We start from the raw sequence: 17,186 nt of genomic DNA on the forward strand, positions 1-17,186 counted from the left end.
AGGCGAGCTGCTACTTCCGGAGCAGGTCGACAATCTGGGCCGGGCCCTGATCAGCCTGACCCGAGAAATCTGCGTGCTGACCGACCGGCAGATGGTGCTGGAAAAAATACTGACGGACAAGGGCATTGACGTGACTGATGCCGTTGAAAATTATCAGCCCGATGAAACGCTGCAGAGCCGGTTGGATGAACGCACGGGCGCGATTGTCAAAACCATTATCGGTGATCTGACGGGCGCGGAATGATCAATCGGCGCAGTCTGTGCCGAGGCATGGCATGGCTCACCATGCTTTTGAGCAGCGGGCCAGCCCTTGCGATGCAGGCCGCGTCGACGATTCCGAATGCGCCCCCAAAGCTTGTCGTCACCGAAATTCAGACAATGTTGACGACCGAAAGTGGCCACCAATTCCCTCTGACGATATTCGCACCAGACAGATCAGGCACCTTTCCCCTGATCGTCTTCTCGACCGGTGCCTTTTCAAGCCCGGACCGTTATCTCAACATGCTCCAGCCGATTGCTGATGCAGGATATGTTATCCTTGCGCCAACTCATTTGGATGCGGAGATATTGGCGCTTGATCCCAAGCCAAAGTCGGAAACAGTATGGAAGACACGCAATGACGAGATTGCGCATCTTGCGGCCGTTCCGGAACGGGTAGTGGCTCTCCTCAAAAAGCGCGGCATCGATATTGATGCAGGCCAGATCGCCGCAATGGGCCATAGCTATGGGGCCCTGATAGCCCAGATTGGTGCCGGAGCAATTGCGATGGAGCCCGATGGCTCTCGTACCAATCGCAAGATCGGCAATGTCGCTGCACTCGTCGCTTATTCTCCGCCCGGCCCGATTGCCGAGATGATCGACGCCAAAGGCTGGTCGACTATCGACGTACCAAGTCTGACGGTGACGGGGACAGCGGATGTCCTGCCGGGCTTTATCGACGACTGGCGGCTCCACAAGGCGGCTTATGAAGCCACCCCTAAAGGCGCGCGGTGGCTGTGGGTCGGGGATGATGTTGATCATTATTTTGACGGGCTTTTCGGGCGGGGCGGATCCATCCGACCGGAAATCGCAAAGCGCTTCGATCATTCTATCGCGACGACCATCCAGTTTCTCGATCTGCATCTGAAGCCAGAGAAGGTTGCAGAAGGCCCGGAGCCATTATCCGGCGTTGAAGTCACAAAGGACTAGAGCATGCGAACCATACAAATCACTATAGCGGGCGCATTGCTTTCATCGCTGGCCGCCTGCATGACGCCAGCGACAGATGCCGTTCTGGAGCGCGATCTGGCCGCCGCAGCAGAGGCTTTGCAAGGCGCGACGGTATTGGATGTCGACCTGTTCCAGCCAACGATCACCATCGGCGAAAAATGTGATGAACAGAAGCTGCCAGCAAGCGAGGCCGCGATGTCGACCGATCTTGCCGCTGCCATCGCGCAGGCCGATAGCTATTCCAACGCGCAAAAGGGGGTTGGTCTCGTCATTCTGAAAGACGGGAAAATTTTGCATGAAAGCTATGCTGGCGATGCCGGCGCGGCCACCTCTACCGACAGCTATTCCATGCACAAATCCGTTCTCGCACTGGTCTACGGGATTGCGATTGCGGAAGGCATTATCGGATCGCTGGATGATCGCGCAGGACAATATATCAGCGAATGGAAAGATGATCCGCGCGGTCAGATTACGCTCCGGCAGTTGCTGCATATGGAGAGCGGTCTGAAATTGTACAGCTTTGCCGATGCCGGTGAGAGATTACGGGAATTGCTTTTTGCGGCCGATATCAACGCGGTCGCGCTGGACTATCCGCTGGCCGATGCTCCTGGTGCAGAGTTTCGCTATAATAATGTGAACAGCCAGGTGGCCGGCATCGCATTGCAACGCGCCCTTCAGGCAAATGGCTATGACAGCTATGCAGGCTATCTGGAACAAAAGCTCTGGTGTCCGGTCGGCAATGACACAGCCAGGCTGTGGCTCGACCGGGAGGGCGGTGCTCCGCATTATTATTCCGGCCTGTTCACAAACCCGCATAATTGGGCCCGGATCGGCGAACTGATCCGCAATCAGGGCAGATTGCACGGCAAACAGATAGTCCCCGCCGAATGGATCAAGGCCATGGCCCAGTCAGCACCGACCAATCCCAATTATGGCCTGCATGTCTGGCGCGGATCGCCCTATGTCGCCAAACGCCGCTATAGCCAGCAAAACCCGCTCGCGGTGACCCATGGTGCGCCTTATCTGGCCGAAGATGTGCTGTTTTTTGACGGGTTCGGCGGACAGCGTGTCTATGTCGTTCCATCCAGCGGCCTGACGATCGTTCGCACAGGCCAAGTGAATTTCGACTATGACGACGCAAAAATCGTCAATCTGATATTGGATGGCCTATCCCGCTAAGACGCCATCACTTCTGATTGAACATGGCCTTGAATGATTCCTCCGTAGGATTGCCGACTTTAAGGTCATCTTCCATGACCGCAAGGCCGCGCTGAACAGCGGGACGCGCTCCGACGGTGGCTAGCCAGCGCTCGACATTTGGAAATGCGGTGACGTCGATCCCGTGCAAATTTTGCTGCTTTTCGGTCATCCAGGGAAAAGTCGACATATCAGCGACTGAATAGTCGCTGCCCGCCAGATATTCCTGCTCTCCCAACCGTTTGTCGATCACGCCATAAAGCCGCTTTGTTTCGCCGCAATAGCGCTCAATACCATGTTCGACGCGCTCTTTCGCATAGCCGTTAAAATAGCCACATTGGCCGAACATGGGGCCAACGCTGGCATTCTGGAAAAACAGCCATTGCGTTACGATGGATTGCTGCACCGGTTCTTCCGGCCAGAATTTCCCGGTCTTTTGCGCAAAATAGAGAAATATGGCACCCGATTCAAAGACCGCGTGGGGCTGGCCAGCGGGACCCTCATGATCAACGATTGCGGGCACGCGATTATTAGGGCTGATGGCCAGAAATTCCGGGATATGTTGTTCGCCCTGCAGGATGTTGATGGATATGGTCCGGTAATCGAGTGCGAACTCTTCGAGCGCGATCGATATTTTATGCCCGTTGGGCGTCGGCCAGTAATAAAAATCGATCATCGGGCATGCTCCTTCTGCAAGGCGAGTATGTCCTGCACCGCCTGCTGACAGCGTTTGGCACCGGTATCGCCTTCAAAATCCTTGTTGTAATGCGACTGCACCGAAGGGCGCTCGATCGCTGCGTCAAACCAGTCCGACAGCGCCGGACGACCATCGCGCCACCGGAAATCGGGATGGATCGGATCTTTGGCTTCATAAAATTCCGCGCGAAAACCGAGATAGCTGATCGCGTGCAGCAGCGACGCATGGCCAATATCAAAATCCGTCCAGCTGCCCGCCTGTTGCTCGAGCCCATCCAGGGCGCGGATATATTTCGGCCATAAGGATTCAAAAACCCGCATATTCCATTGCTCGGGCTCCTGCCATTGTTCGGCCACCATTTGCACCGTCGTTTCAAAAATCGTGTCCCCCAATGCCAGCCGGGTGATCGCATCCCAGCGGGCCGGGCCCGGCGCCGGATACATTTTGCGCGCCTTACTGTTGACATCAAAATATTCGCAGATCGCCTGGCTGCCATAAATGACTTGGCCGGTGTCAGTAGCAAGCGTCGGTACCTTACCGAGCGGGTTGAGCGCCACGATACTGTAAGCATCGCCCTGATCTTCCCCGTCCAGATTCTTGAACGGGAAGGTCGGAACAAAGTCAATATCGTCCCAATGCCCGCACTCATGCGCGGTGACCAGAACCTTGTGAATGAAGCTGTGAAACGGGGAGTAAAAAAGTTTCATGATCAATATCTTCCTCTATTTCAAATAGGCATCAGCGCCGATGCGATCGATTTTTGACCCACCACCGCGCAGTTCAGGCGCGTTTTTTAGATCCGCAAAACCCCGGTCCAATGCCGCACCGACGGCGCCGAGCGCCGTGCCGGGGAAAAGCGCGACACTATATCCAATCTGCTGCGCTGTTTTAGCATCGGTCACTTCATCCGTGTCACGGAGCAAGTTATGCAGCAAGTTCGCTTTGCCGTCCATCTGCCGGACAAGCTCATCCATCTGGGCCCGCGTAGTCAAAGATTCTACGAAGACCATGTCAGCGCCCGCTTCGACATAGGCATGGACACGTTCCAATGCACGCTCAAACCCTTCTGTGGTCATGGCATCGCTGCGCGCGCTGATCAGGACGTCCGCGTCGGTTAGCGCATCGCGGGCCGCCTTGATCTTATCAACCATGGCTTCCTGACTGATCAACAGGCGGGAAAGCGGATTGTTAGCCGGTTTTACCTCCTGCTGGTCTTCAATCTGAATGGCAGAGGCCCCTGCCCGTTCCAGCATCCCGACTGTTCTGCCAACAGCAAAGGCATTGCCAAAGCCTTGATCTGCATCAACCAGCATCGGAATCTCGATGCGATCACCAATCCGAGCAACAATCTCTGCAGTCTCACTCGCGGTCAGCAGCCCTATATCCGGCCGCGCCAAATGGGTAGCAGCCAAAGCAGAACCGGAAACAAATACCGCCTCAAAGCCTGCGGCTTCAGCCCGATAGGCGCTGAGCGCGTCATATACGCCCGGCGCGATGACAATCTCTCGCTGCTGCAATCGCGTGCGTAATTTTTTAGCCAAAGTCACAGAAGCTTCAGTTCGCAGGCGCCTTGTCCTTGCGGGAAAGCTCCCCGGCATCTTCCTTCACCTTCAATTCCTTGAAGGCCTTATATTCGTTCACGCCGGCCATTTCCTGCTTTGGCCAGCGCGTCGCGAAGCCTTGCGGGAAATGCGCATCGCTATCCGCACGGCCATCTTCAGACCATAGAAGCGGGAAGTGGGAGCCTTCGGGCTTTTCGCCTTCGAGCATTTCGTCAAAACTGACCCCGGCCAGATTCACACAATCCGGACGCGGCGCCCAGCGAATATCATCACCGAACACCCGTTCCGAGATGGCGACACGCCAGTCATCGGTCGGATTACCGGCGGAATAATGCAGCACCCATGGATGCACAATCAGCAGATCACCAGGGTCCATGTCCCACGACAGAAAACGCAAATTCGGATCCCCGCGCTTGCTCTCAATTTCCGGATGCGGCACCCGATCATCCGGTTTGATCATCTTTCGCGCGTTAGGTGAAAACAGCCAGTAAGGCACATCATCATGCTGCGTGCCCGCTAGAACTTCGAGGCAATTGGCTTTCACAATCGGCGTCAATGGTATCCAGATGGAGGGCACCATGTTGCCTTTAACCGGCCAGCCCATCCGGTCACAATGCCAAAGGGTCTTGGCATCAGATTGCGGCGGCTTGGCGAAAAATTCATCGAAGAAAAATCGAATCTCCTTTGACTGCATGACTTTGCCTGCAACCTCCGCAATCGGTGATTCAAAGACGAACCGGCGATATTCCTCAATGCATCGCGCCATATAACGGCCCGGTATAGTTGGCAGCAAACCGACATCCTTTTTGTCGATTATAACCTCTCGGGCAATCGGTTCGAGCAAGTCGATCCAGTCGCGATCCAACACGCTGCGCAGACAGACGGCACCATCTCTCGCATAATCGTCAATATCCTGTTGCGTGACGTCGCGAAGCGGGCGTTTGTTTAAAGCCATGATATTCTGTCCTCTATCAATTCGGCCCTCTTATAACCAAGCAGACTCGGATCAGGGCTTTCAGAGGGATCAATATCCACTCGACGGATAGTTTTGGCAACGGTGTCACCGCAGTGCGAATAGTAGAACAGAACAGCGCTCCACGCCCCGTGTAATTGCTTATGGCGCCAAACACACAAACGCTGGAGCAGCAATATATATGCAGCATCTGAAAACACAGATCGTAATCGCAGGTGCAGGACCTGTTGGGAGCGTCGCAGCCTATTTCCTGGCAAGTAACGGCATAGACGTTATCCTGTTGGAATCCGGCTGTGATTGCGCACTGGATTTGCGTGCCTCGACCTTTCATCCCCCAACACTGGAAATGCTGGATCAATTTGGCATCACCGAAAAACTGATCGAAAAAGGCCTGAAAGCGCCGATTTATCATTTCAGGGAGCGCCAGACGGGGGAAGTGATCGACTTTGACATGGGTGAGATTTCTGACCACACGCCCTTTCCCTATCGCGTGCAGTGCGAGCAATATCATCTCTCTCGCATGTTGTCAGACAGCGTACGCAACTTGCCCGGCGCGGACGTGCGCTTCGCACATCGCGTCGTTGGCTTTGATCAGGACCAGACCGGGGTCGATGTCTATGCTGAAAATCCGCAAGAGATTGTCCAGATTCGTGCGGACTATCTGATCGGAGCTGATGGATCGAACAGCATCATCCGCAAATGGCTCGATACGGATTTTGATGGCTTCACCTACCCGGAAAAATTTCTCTGCTACACCACCACGGAACCGTTGGAACAGAAACTGCCGAATCTATGCCATGTCAATTATGTCTCAGATCCCAAGGAATGGATGGTTCTGCTGAGAGTGCCATCGCTCTGGCGGGTGCTCGTCCCTGCCAAGGAAGAACAGCCGGATGAAGAGCTGTTGGCCGATGAGAAGAAAAACGACGTGTTTGATCGCTTGGTCGGCAATGGCGAAAATGTGGAGACTGCGCATCGCACCATCTACCGTGTACATCAGAGGGTGGCGAAGCGGTTCATGCATGACCGGGTTGCGATTATTGGTGATGCGGCGCATCTTAATAACCCGATTGGGGGTTTTGGCATGAACAGCGGCATTCACGATGCATTTAATTTGTGCGACAAATTTGCGCGCATTTATAACAAAGGCGCGGATGCCGACGAAGCTCTGGGCATTTTCGAACGGCAACGTCATAAAACAACCCATGATTTTATTCAGGCACAGACAATCAGAAATATGCAATATCTGGCCGAAGGCGAGAGCGAAGAGCATAAGCGCCGCAAAGAAGAAATGCAGCGTGTCCACAGTGACCCGGAAGCGCGCGAAGGCTTCCTGTTGCGGCAATCGATGATTGAAAGTCTGAAACAGGAAAAGCTGGTCGCCTGATGCCCCTGAAATCTAATCCAAAACCCCGCCCTGATCCCGACGCTCTTGGTTATCGCAAATTGTTCGGCGTACTTGGGCCGTCTACCAACACCGTCGTCCAGCCGGATTTTGATGATTTGCGTGTGCGCGGTGTGACCAATCATTACAGCCGGATTGTCGTGGAAGATGCGCAGGCAATCTCGAATGAAACCTTCATGGCAGGCACGCTGGAAATTTCCCGCAATACGCTGGATGCGGTGCGCGGTGTCCTGACCTGCAATCCCGACTATCTGGTCATGGGCATGTCCGCTGTTACCTTTTACGGTGGCGCAGAAGGGGCGCAGAAATGGCGCGAAAATATCGAGAGCGAGGCGGGTCTGAAATTATGTACAGGATCCCAATCGCTGATCGAGGCTTTCAAAGCCTATGGCGGGATCAAAAAGATTGTCGTGCTCTCGCCCTATTATCCGTCCGCCAACGCCCATGTTGCCCATTTCATGGCCGATCATGGGGTTGAGGTCGTCCGCGATACCTGCCTGCGCTGTTCCAGCTGGACTTCGATTGCGCAGGTGCCAACCGAGACGTTGCGAGAAGAATTGCACGCTCTTGATGGCGATGATGTTGATGCGCTCGTACAGGTTGGAACCAACCTGTCGATGACGCGGCTGGCAGCGGCAGCGGAAATGTATCTGGGCAAACCCGTCATCGCGATCAACACCGCAACCTATTGGAACGCGCTGCGCCAGAATGATATCACCGATCAGGTCAGCGGCTTTGGTCGCCTGATGGAAGAATTCTAGGAAAGACATACAGATGTTTGATTATGATTATGTCCCGCTGCCCGAGCGTGCACCGCTGAAATGGCCGAATGGCGCAAAAGTGGCATTGATGTTCACTTTCAATCTGGAAACCTGGGATCTCGTGAAAGACACGGACCAGCCCTATTATGCCGGTGGCCCTGCCTTGCTGCCCAATGCACTGGCCGGGCGGATACCCGATTATCCCAATTATAGCTGGCGTGAATATGGCCAGCGAATCGGCATCTGGCGGATGTTCGATCTGTTTGACGAGCTTGGCGCAAAGGCAGGGTGCACCACAAATGCCGTCACGTTTGAGCGGCGCAAGGCGATGACCGATGCCTGTCTGGAGCGCGGCTGGGAACTGATCGCCCATAATCATGAGCAGGGCGAACTGCTGACAGACTTCCACGATGATATCGACGCCGAACGCGACATTATTCGCCGCTCCGTCGAGATGTACGAAAAACATACTGGCAAACGGCCAACAGGCTGGCTGTCCTCGTCGCTGCGCGGGACATTGAACACGCCGACCATATTGGTCGAGGAAGGTTTCAAATTTTACTGTGACATTATGAATGATGACCAGCCCTATATGATCCGCACGGATGCAGGGCCGATAGTCGCCACACCCTACTCCAATGTCATCAATGACTTCACCATATTAACCCGCAACGCCCGCACCACTGACGAATATCGCGACCTGCTGATCGAGGAGCTGACGGTGCTGCACAAGGAAGGCGCCAAAACCGGACGAATCATGAATGTTGGCCTGCATCCCCATGTATCGGGCCGCGCCTATACCATCCGCGCCTTGCGGGAATTTATTGAATATGCGCAGGGGCTGGACGGCATATGGTGGGCGACAAGAGAAGAGATTGCTGACTGGTATGCCGACAATCACGAAGCCCATTTTCCGGGGCAACTCGGCTGAAGGGTCAGATGATCGCGCAGACGGTCTTTAGCTCCAGATAGTTTTCCAGTGCAGCCTGCCCGCTATCGCGGCCCCAACCCGACTGTTTCATCCCGCCAATGGGAAGGGACGCATCATACATGGCGTGGCCATTGACCCAGACCGTGCCAGCTTTCAGGCGCCCCGCCATACGCATGCCGTTCGAAAGGCCTTCGGTCCAGACGCCGGCTGCCAGCGCATAGTCGCTGTCGTTCGCAGCAGCGATAATTTCGTCAGTGTCGTCAAACGGGGTGACAACGACCACCGGCCCGAAAATTTCTTCGCGGACAATGCTCATATCCGGGGTTACATCCGTGATCACTGTCGGTTCGACAAAACTCTGATTGGGACCACCCGTTTCACCTCCCGACAATATCGAGGCGCCCGCCGATTTGCCGTCCGCAATATAGGCGGCAACTTTGGCGCTATGTTCTTTCGAAACCAGCGGTCCCATTTGCGTTTCCGGATCAAGGCCGTGGCCGAGCTTTATCTGTCCGCCAATGGCGGCAATTCCCTCTGCCACTTTATCCATGATCGACCCGTGGCAATAGAGGCGGGACCCCGCGATACACACTTGTCCGCCATTGAAGAATATCGCATTGGCAGCGCCTTGAATGGCGGCATCAATATCGGCATCCGGCATGATGATGACGGGCGACTTTCCGCCAAGCTCCAATGTTATGCGTTTCAAATTGCCCTGCGCCGCGTTCATGATCGCGCGGCCGGTTTGCGTCGAACCGGTAAACGCGATTTTATCGACATGTTTATGTTCCGCCAAAGCCGCGCCTGCCTCATGTCCGAAACCCGTTACCAGATTTATCACGCCGTCGGGCAGCCCGGCTTCCTGCATCAATTCGACCAGCCTGACTGCGGTCAGCGATGTGTTCTCCGCTGGCTTCAATACTATCGTACACCCGGCCGCCAAAGCGGGAGCGAGCTTCATTGCGGTGAGAACCAGGGGCGAATTCCACGGCACAATCGCACCGACCACGCCCACCGGTTCTTTTTGAGTATAGGCAAAAACCTCTTTGCCCTCCGGCTGGTAGTTGATCGACGTGGGAATGGTTGCCCCTTCGATCTTGGTCGCCAGCCCGGCAAAATATCGAAACTGGTTCACTGCACCGGGAATTTCCGCCCAGCGCCCGACATATAATGCTTTCCCCTGATCCAGCGTTTCCAGTTCAGCCAGCTCGTCAATATTGGCTTCCAACAGGCCCGCTATTTTCCACAGCATCTGGCTGCGTTCCATCGGGGTTATTTTCGACCATCGACCATCTGCAAAAGCGTTACGCGCCGCATGGACAGCTTTGTCGACATCCTCTGCTCCTGATCGTTGAAGCTTTCCGATCACCTCGCCAGTCGCGGGATCGAGCGTATCGAAGGTTTCACCGCTCTGACATGACAACCATTCGCCATTTACGAGATTGGAATATATGCCTTTTTCCAGAAACTTTGTCGCAGCCGGACCCGGCTGGGGGATGGAAAGATTGATCTCTTGCATATAATATCCTCAATTTCTGGTGACCAGAAATGGCATCCGCCGCGAGAAAGCGCCATTCCGAAAAGTGACAATAGAGAGCTTCACGCCAACCGAAACATGCACAATTGATTTTGTCCATCAGATGGACAGGGTGCAATTCCTAAGCTGGTGCATAAAGACCATGATGTCTATGTGTAGTTGCAACTCATCTGGAACGCCGAAATCATGACCACAAAAACGAACACCAAGACATCAAATGAAATGCAGATGCTGGAACTGCTGGAATCACGGTTGCGGTGGCTGTCATCATGGACGGTGCACAATGCCAATCACATCCGGGAAAAGCGTGACGGGCTGAAAGTTGGCGGCCACCAGGCGAGCTGTTCATCAATGACCGCGATCATGGCAGCGCTATATTTTCATGCGTTACGGCCGCAGGACAAAGTAGCGGTCAAGCCCCATGCCGGCCCTGTGCTCCATGCCATCCACTATCTGCTCGGCAATCAGAGCCAGGAAAAGCTGGAACGCTTTCGCGGCCTCGGCGGCGTGCAAAGCTACCCGTCGCGGACCAAGGACACCATCCCGGTCGATTTTTCCACCGGGTCGGTCGGCCTTGGTGTGGCGGTGACCGCTTTTTCCAGTTTGATGCAAGATTATCTGATCGCCCATGGTCAAATGGAAGAGAGCGATGCCGGGCGGATGATCGCCCTGATGGGTGATGCCGAGCTGGACGAAGGCAATATCTATGAATGCCTGATCGAGGCTTACAAGCATGATATCCGCAATTGCTGGTGGGTGGTCGACTACAACCGGCAGTCGCTCGACAGCACGACCGCAGACCGCATGTTCCGCCGGTTTGATGATATTTTCGAAACCTGCGGCTGGCGCGTGGTCACCTTGAAATACGGCAAGCGGCAACAGGCGGCATTCAAGAAACCCGGCGGCAAGACGCTGGAACAATGGATCGACAGCTGCCCCAATGCCGATTTTGCCGCACTGACCTATCAAGGCGGCGAGGCATGGCGCAAGCGGCTGATCGACGATATCGGCGGCAAGCCCCATGTGAAAAAACTGCTCGCCGGTTTCGATGATGATGCACTTGCCGATCTGATGACCAATCTCGGCGGCCATTGTGTCGAAACGCTGTCGGATGCATTTGATGCTTGTGATGATGAGCGACCAACACTGTTCATTGCCTATACCGTGAAGGGCTTTGGCCTGCCTCTGGCTGGTCACAAGGACAATCATTCCGGCATGATGAACCCGACGCAGATGGAGGGTTATCGCAAGAGCCTGGGAATCGAGCAAGGCGCTGAGTGGGAAGCCTATGGCGGACTGGGCGATAATGCGGCAGCACAGCTGAAAGCTTTCGTCGAAAAAAGCGCGCTTGCAAGGCAGAAACCGGAACCAAAGGCCGCTCCGGTCGTCGTCCCGGATCGGTTCGAAGTACCAGCGGGTGCGGAACAATCCACCCAGGCTGCGTTTGGCAAAGTTCTTCTGGATCTTGCAAAATCGGGAGAAGAAATCGGCGACCGGATCGTTACGACGGCTCCCGACGTTACCCAGACAACCAATCTCGGTGCCTTTGTGAACCAGCGCGGTCTTTTTCGGCGTCAGGAAGTGGCTGACGTTTTCCAGCAGGCGAAAATTCCGTCCGCGCAAAAATGGTCCGCACATGGCGCAGGCCAGCATATCGAGCTGGGCATAGCGGAGAATAATTTCTTCCTGATGCTTACGTCAATGGGGCTGACGGCCCCGCATTTCGGAACGCGTTTATTGCCTGTGGGGACGGTCTATGACCCCTTCATTGCCCGCGGCCTCGATGCGCTCAACTATGGCTGTTATCAGGATGCCCGCTTTCTGCTGGTCGGAACACCGTCCGGCCTCACGCTGGGACCGGAGGGCGGTGCCCATCAGTCTATCAACACGCCATTGATCGGGATAGGGCAACCCGGCCTGATCTATTTCGAGCCGGTCTGGGCTGACGAAGTGGCGTTGATGATGCGCTGGGCCTTTGATCATATGCAGTGCGAAGACGGCAGTTCCGTTTATTTGCGCCTCAGCACACGTTCGATCGCGCAAATAGAGCGTGAAAATGACAGCTGGGAAGCGGATGCACTCAAGGGCGCCTATTGGTTACGCAGACCCGCCAAAGGCGCGGAAGCGGCCATTGCCTTTACCGGAGCCATAGCACCGGAAGTGCTGCAGGCTTATGACAGTCTGGTCACGGATATCCCCGGATTGGGATTGCTCAACGTGACATCACCCGACCTGCTCCATCGCGGATGGTCACAGCAACGTGCAGCGCGCTGGCAAGGACAAGATCATAGCGCCTGTCATGCCGGCCTGATGCTGGACGAATTATCACCGGATGCAGGCCTGATCACGGTTCTCGACGGTTCTCCTTCAGCCCTGTCCTGGCTGGGTGCTGTGCGAGGCATGAAGGTCAGTCCTCTCGGCACTGATCGCTTTGGCCAGACCGGAGACTTGCCTGATCTCTACAATGCCTACCGGATAGACGAGAACGCGATTATCGATGCAGCGGCTGAACTATTTTTGGGTTGAGCACAATCGCGGAAACAAGAAATCACAATCAAATTGCCGGACACCTCCCCCAAGGTGCCCGGCAATGCGTGACGAAGCCAAAGGCTTTGTGACACAAGCGATTAGAAATTAACTTTGCCTGTCAGGCCAAATGTGCGCCGCTCACCGAAAAATTCACCATAGGTGGTACCGAAAGGCAGAACCACAACGAAAGCATTCGACACATATTTTTTGTCAAAAGCATTGCGTATCCAGGCATTTACAGAAAAGTTTCCGAAGGTAACGCCTGCACTGCCATTGACCAGAAAGCGGTCCGGAATTGTCCCGACATTGGCCGTCGATGCGAAAAAGTCGCTTTGATAGCTGAAATCCGTCCGTAGATAATAATTGCTATCTCCGGAGCCGATTTCTCCCTCCCACTGGATACCAAAGGATGCCTGGGTCGGCGGTGTACGTTCAATATCATTGCCTCCAACATCGCCATTGGAGTTACACACCACATCATCACAAGGTGCGGAGATGAAAAAGGGCGTACCCGGCGTACCACGTGTCCGCGCAAAGCGCTGATCGATGGTGCCATCATCATATGTTGCCTCGGAATGCGAGAAGGTCGCATCAATGCTCAAGTTGTCGGTTATCTGGTAGAAAGCATCAAGCTCAATACCATAGATTGATGCACCGCCAAGATTTTGGGCAATTGCGGTGGCATTCGGGTCAGTCGCATCCGGATCGGGAGAATTGATTACGACATCCCGCCAATCCGTGTAATATATCGATCCGTTGAGACGAAGATCACCGCCCAGGAAGGTGTTTTTGGAACCAATTTCAAAGGTCCAGTTGGTCTCTTTGTCAAAAACCTGGTTCTCCGGAGCGAGCGCGGTCGGATTAAAACCACCGGCCTTTGAACCTTTTGCAACCGTTGCAAAAAGAAGACTCTCATCGCTGAGATCATATTCGGCCGTGAAGCGCGGCGCAAAGTCTTTAAACGTATCGCTTAGTGTCAGAGACCTGCGGTTGTCTATCGCTGTAATCTCTGTCTCGGAATATCTTCCTTCTGCTCCCAGGCGAAGTGCGCCATTTGCTGATGTCCAGTGAATTTCACCAAAAATCGATTTGATTTCGGTGTCGGTGGTGGTGTCTCCCAAAAGAAAGGCGAATGGATCGCCCGGAAAAGGATCATCGGCACTTACGATCGGATTTAAATTGTTGCTCGTAAATGTCGTGATGTCCGTACCATCGGAATAATAGACCCCGATTGCTCCCCGAAACTGACCCGAATTGTCAAAATTGAGCCGCACCTCATGGGAGTCGTAATCCATGCTGCCGACCGGTGTATTCTGGAAATTACACCGCCCCGCAACAAGCGTTCCGCAGTTAATCGGCTCCGGTTCGCCGCTGACCGCAATATCAACATCGCCGTTTACGTTGCCGAACAAATAGCTGAATGTCAGCGCATCAGAAACATCAATTTCCAGATTGGCCCGGAAAAAGCCGGTCTTTGAATGGACGCCGTAGGCCCGCGGGTCAACAATGACTGAATCTCCCGGTGCAGGCAAATCGCCGCAGATTAGCGCAGGATTGGGCCCCACGCCGAAAATGGTGCGATTGGAACCACAATTGAAATCACCCAGAACTTCCGCCAGATAGCGGTTCGCGCGGGCTTCTTCTTTTCTGTTAAAATGGTTGTAGGACGCTTCCAGGCGAACCCCGTCTAACGGTTTGAACGCTGCTGAAACCGAAATGGCCTGATTGTCCCGGCCACCGACATTACCGGATGTACCGCGATCCAAGTCCAGACTGTCGGCGAACGGGTGGTCATTATCCCAAGAGCCATCAAAAGATGAATATTCGTAAGAACCTGCAATGGCAAACCATTCATTGACCGAGAAGTTTAGAAAACCGCCAATATCATAGCGCTCGTCAGATCCAATTGTGCCCTCGATCTCGCCGGAAATCTCTCCCGTAATCTCGGCTTTCCTGGGAATATAGTTGATTGCGCCTGCAAAAGCGTTGCGTCCATAGCGCGCGCTTTGCGGGCCCTTGACGATCTCAATACGCTGAAGACTTGTTGTACCGAGGTCCACAGCCCAAGCACGCGGTATATATATGCCGTCCAAAAAGGTTGAGACATTCGATTCCAGAGCGGTGACGCGTGTCTGGGCCTGCCCGCGAATAACCGGTGTGCCGATACCGCCGGAGAAATCCTCAAAGCTGAAACCTGGCGTAAAACGCGCAACATCGTCCAATTCCTGAATCGCCTGGCGAGATATATCTTCCGCGTCAAAGGCTGTGATAGCGAGAGGAACGTCCTGAATATTCTCAGCACGATTACGCGCTGTTACGACGATGATATTGCCATCATCGACTTCGGCAGCCTCAGACGTTTGTGCAACGGCAACGCTTGGAATTACAAAACCAGTGGCTGCGGCCAGAGCCAATAGACTCACTTTTTGAACGCGCATTTTCTACCTCCATGAAATCTGAACCTTTTGGAACAGTTATATTATCAACACGCCTATCCTGACGGTTGTCCCCGAGCTATCATCCAAGCTTGCTCAAATTTTCGCGGAATGTTGGTTCAATTAAATCCCTATCCACCTATCGGATAGTTTAACATCGTGAGAATCTTTGCTGCCCAATCACTAAAGGCCCCGATCAAGCTTGTGCCTCTGCCTATCGCCAGAATGACGTTCATTTCCTCTTTGTAGTGACGGCAATCTTTCGGCGCGCGCGCCCTAACATGAACCACCGCATCTACCTTTGCTACCTTTGCGCCGCCATTAATCGAATAATATCAAAATTTTTTGATAGCGGATGCTAATTAGTTGGGCATCATATGGACACAAAGTACGTAATTTTTGAACGGCTAACGATCGTCAGCCGGGTATTACCTTGTAACATCAATAGAATCTGGAGCGGTCGAAGAGATTCGAACTCTCGGCCCCAACCTTGGCAAGAGATAGATCATGATTGGGGGCATTCCCTACGGTACACTACACTCTCACTTATCTATATAAATCGGTACCTTGCTTACACATAGGTTATTTGAGATTGTTGTAAGCGAGATCATCATGCCCAAGCTGACAAATCGTTTGATAGATACCTTGAAACCAGACGAAAAGCGCCAGCTTTTTATGTGGGATAACGAGCTACGCGGCTTTGGTGTTCGGATGTTGCCAAGTGGCTCCGCTGCCTATTTTCTTCATTATCGTAATGAGGAAAAACTGGCGCTCGTCTGCAAGGGCGGTGATCCGATCGAACAACGTAGAGCCGAGCGCAACGCGCCAACCGTTAGCGAGATTTGCGATTGGTATCTGGAGGCAGCTATTGGGTGGACGACGCCTCCCTATAGCGTCTTCGACTCTGAAATTTGATCGCGGCCGGATCGAGCGACACGTCAAGCCTCTGCTTGGTGGTCGTTTGGTGCGAGCATTGACTTTGACCACCTCGAACGCTTTCAGGCAGACGTTGCCGCTGGCAAAACATCACAGGAAAGACGGGGACGCGGTGGAATCACTACTGGGGCGCCGGCGTTTGGGGGCGCGGGCGTTGCTGGCCGTACCATAGATATGCTCCATACGATATTCGATCAAGCAGCGCGCGGGGACCTCATCGATACCAACCCCGCACGAAATGCCCGCAACCTTACTGCTGAGAAGAAGCAGATAAAACATTTGTCCGTCGAACAGATCAAGCTGATTGGTGATATCATACGCAACAACCCGCAAGAGAATCCCGTGGCATGTGCGATGCCATTCGCTTGGTGCTGCTCACAGGCTTTAGGCGGACGGAAGCACTAGGATTAAAGCATGACTGGATTGATGAGAAATCAAATTGCGTCTATTTTCCCAGCACCAAGACGGGCAACCAAATACGTGTGATCAGCAGCCATGCAATTGCCCTAATAAAAGCGCAGCCTATTATCGGCGACAATCCCCGCATGTTTACTGGCGAACGTGGCGATGGTCATTTTGTTGGCATCCCGCGCGTTTTAAAGCGACTATCAGTCGAGACTAAATCGAGGGTCTTACCGCCGATCGGTTGCGTCACAGTTTCGCATCAGTCGCCGCTGAACTGGGATATTCCGAGCTGACTATCGCATCATTGCTAGGCCACGCATCACGCGGCGTTACCCAGCGTTATGTGCATATCGACAAAGCGGTCTTGCAAGCGGCGGAACATGTATCTGCACAATTAGCTGAATGGCTGGAACCCAGACGTCCTTCCGGATTTCAACCGATTGGCCTAGAATCGCGACAGAAATGGTCGAGTGACTGGGTATCCACTAAGGCTGCTACGAACAGGTGACTCTAGGGAACGGATTTGATTTTGGACTTGTAAAGTAACTCATAAAGAGCAACTCCGTATCTTCCAATCACACCAAAGAAACCGTCATCGGCATGATTTGA

General features: G+C 53.9%; 16 protein-coding genes. 10 read left to right on the forward strand and 6 right to left on the reverse strand.

Going from position 1 to position 17,186, the window contains the following annotated elements; all coding sequences use genetic code 11:
* Positions 1–73 precede the first annotated feature (73 nt).
* The 3 genes from J4G78_RS07900 to J4G78_RS07910 are packed head-to-tail and all read left to right on the forward strand — an operon-like array spanning position 74 to position 2,388.
* The gene (locus tag J4G78_RS07900) at positions 74–244 is read left to right on the forward strand and encodes a hypothetical protein (protein ID WP_207989895.1); all 171 of its coding nucleotides are present in this window, start codon (positions 74–76) and stop codon (positions 242–244) included.
* On the forward strand, positions 241–1,188 hold the full coding sequence (locus tag J4G78_RS07905; RefSeq protein ID WP_207989897.1) for an alpha/beta hydrolase family protein: 948 nt from the start codon (positions 241–243) through the stop codon (positions 1,186–1,188). Before J4G78_RS07900 ends, J4G78_RS07905 begins: the two co-directional genes overlap by 4 nt.
* A gap of 3 nt (positions 1,189–1,191) precedes the next feature.
* Positions 1,192–2,388, forward strand: a complete 1,197-nt coding sequence (locus J4G78_RS07910; RefSeq protein ID WP_207989899.1) for a serine hydrolase domain-containing protein — start codon at positions 1,192–1,194, stop codon at positions 2,386–2,388.
* A gap of 7 nt (positions 2,389–2,395) precedes the next feature.
* Here the strand turns inward: J4G78_RS07910 and J4G78_RS07915 are convergent, their stop codons facing one another.
* Genes J4G78_RS07915 through J4G78_RS07930 form a run of 4 tightly spaced genes read right to left on the reverse strand, consistent with a single transcriptional unit; the run spans position 2,396 to position 5,620 of the window.
* A complete protein-coding gene (locus tag J4G78_RS07915) occupies positions 2,396–3,082 on the reverse strand; it encodes a glutathione S-transferase family protein (RefSeq protein WP_207989901.1) in 687 nt (228 codons plus the stop codon).
* Positions 3,079–3,810 (reverse strand): glutathione S-transferase family protein, encoded by a 732-nt coding sequence (locus J4G78_RS07920; RefSeq protein ID WP_207989903.1) that lies wholly within the window; start codon positions 3,808–3,810, stop codon positions 3,079–3,081. Before J4G78_RS07920 ends, J4G78_RS07915 begins: the two co-directional genes overlap by 4 nt.
* A 15-nt stretch (positions 3,811–3,825) precedes the next feature.
* Positions 3,826–4,650 carry an isocitrate lyase/PEP mutase family protein gene (locus J4G78_RS07925; protein ID WP_207989905.1) on the reverse strand — a complete coding sequence of 275 codons (825 nt, stop codon included), beginning with the start codon at positions 4,648–4,650 and terminating at the stop codon, positions 3,826–3,828.
* 7 nt (positions 4,651–4,657) lie between these two features.
* Positions 4,658–5,620, reverse strand: coding sequence for a phytanoyl-CoA dioxygenase family protein (locus J4G78_RS07930; protein WP_207989907.1), 963 nt, complete (start codon positions 5,618–5,620; stop codon positions 4,658–4,660).
* A 199-nt stretch (positions 5,621–5,819) separates the two neighbouring features.
* On the opposite strand from J4G78_RS07930, the gene J4G78_RS07935 reads away from it, so the two are divergent.
* From J4G78_RS07935 to J4G78_RS07945, 3 genes are read left to right on the forward strand one after another with little or no spacing between them, the layout of a single operon-like run.
* A complete protein-coding gene (locus J4G78_RS07935; protein ID WP_207989909.1) occupies positions 5,820–7,025 on the forward strand; it encodes an FAD-dependent oxidoreductase in 1,206 nt (401 codons plus the stop codon).
* Positions 7,025–7,804: a maleate cis-trans isomerase family protein gene (locus tag J4G78_RS07940; RefSeq protein WP_207989911.1), complete on the forward strand. Its 780-nt coding sequence runs from the start codon at positions 7,025–7,027 to the stop codon at positions 7,802–7,804. The genes J4G78_RS07935 and J4G78_RS07940 overlap by 1 nt, the downstream gene beginning before the upstream one ends.
* Before the next feature lie 13 nt (positions 7,805–7,817).
* Positions 7,818–8,735 (forward strand): polysaccharide deacetylase family protein, encoded by a 918-nt coding sequence (locus J4G78_RS07945; protein ID WP_207989914.1) that lies wholly within the window; start codon positions 7,818–7,820, stop codon positions 8,733–8,735.
* A gap of 4 nt (positions 8,736–8,739) precedes the next feature.
* Here J4G78_RS07945 and J4G78_RS07950 read toward each other — a convergent pair whose 3' ends face one another.
* Complete coding sequence (locus tag J4G78_RS07950; RefSeq protein ID WP_207989916.1) at positions 8,740–10,254, reverse strand: aldehyde dehydrogenase family protein; 1,515 nt, start codon at positions 10,252–10,254, stop codon at positions 8,740–8,742.
* 204 nt (positions 10,255–10,458) lie between these two features.
* On the opposite strand from J4G78_RS07950, the gene J4G78_RS07955 reads away from it, so the two are divergent.
* Positions 10,459–12,798, forward strand: coding sequence for a thiamine pyrophosphate-binding protein (locus J4G78_RS07955; protein ID WP_207989918.1), 2,340 nt, complete (start codon positions 10,459–10,461; stop codon positions 12,796–12,798).
* A gap of 101 nt (positions 12,799–12,899) precedes the next feature.
* Here J4G78_RS07955 and J4G78_RS07960 read toward each other — a convergent pair whose 3' ends face one another.
* The gene (locus J4G78_RS07960) at positions 12,900–15,239 is read right to left on the reverse strand and encodes a TonB-dependent receptor (RefSeq protein WP_207989920.1); all 2,340 of its coding nucleotides are present in this window, start codon (positions 15,237–15,239) and stop codon (positions 12,900–12,902) included.
* Positions 15,240–15,848: 609 nt separating this feature from the next.
* Here J4G78_RS07960 and J4G78_RS07965 point away from each other — a divergent pair.
* From J4G78_RS07965 to J4G78_RS18385, 3 genes are all read left to right on the forward strand, one after another.
* Complete coding sequence (locus J4G78_RS07965) at positions 15,849–16,151, forward strand: hypothetical protein (RefSeq protein ID WP_207989922.1); 303 nt, start codon at positions 15,849–15,851, stop codon at positions 16,149–16,151.
* A gap of 368 nt (positions 16,152–16,519) precedes the next feature.
* Positions 16,520–16,870: a site-specific integrase gene (locus tag J4G78_RS07970; protein WP_207990881.1), complete on the forward strand. Its 351-nt coding sequence runs from the start codon at positions 16,520–16,522 to the stop codon at positions 16,868–16,870.
* Positions 16,819–17,085, forward strand: a complete 267-nt coding sequence (locus J4G78_RS18385; RefSeq protein WP_207989924.1) for a hypothetical protein — start codon at positions 16,819–16,821, stop codon at positions 17,083–17,085. The genes J4G78_RS07970 and J4G78_RS18385 overlap by 52 nt, the downstream gene beginning before the upstream one ends.
* The last annotated feature ends 101 nt before the right edge of the window (positions 17,086–17,186 follow it).

This window comes from Parasphingorhabdus cellanae, assembly GCF_017498565.1.
Taxonomy (GTDB): domain Bacteria; phylum Pseudomonadota; class Alphaproteobacteria; order Sphingomonadales; family Sphingomonadaceae; genus Parasphingorhabdus; species Parasphingorhabdus cellanae.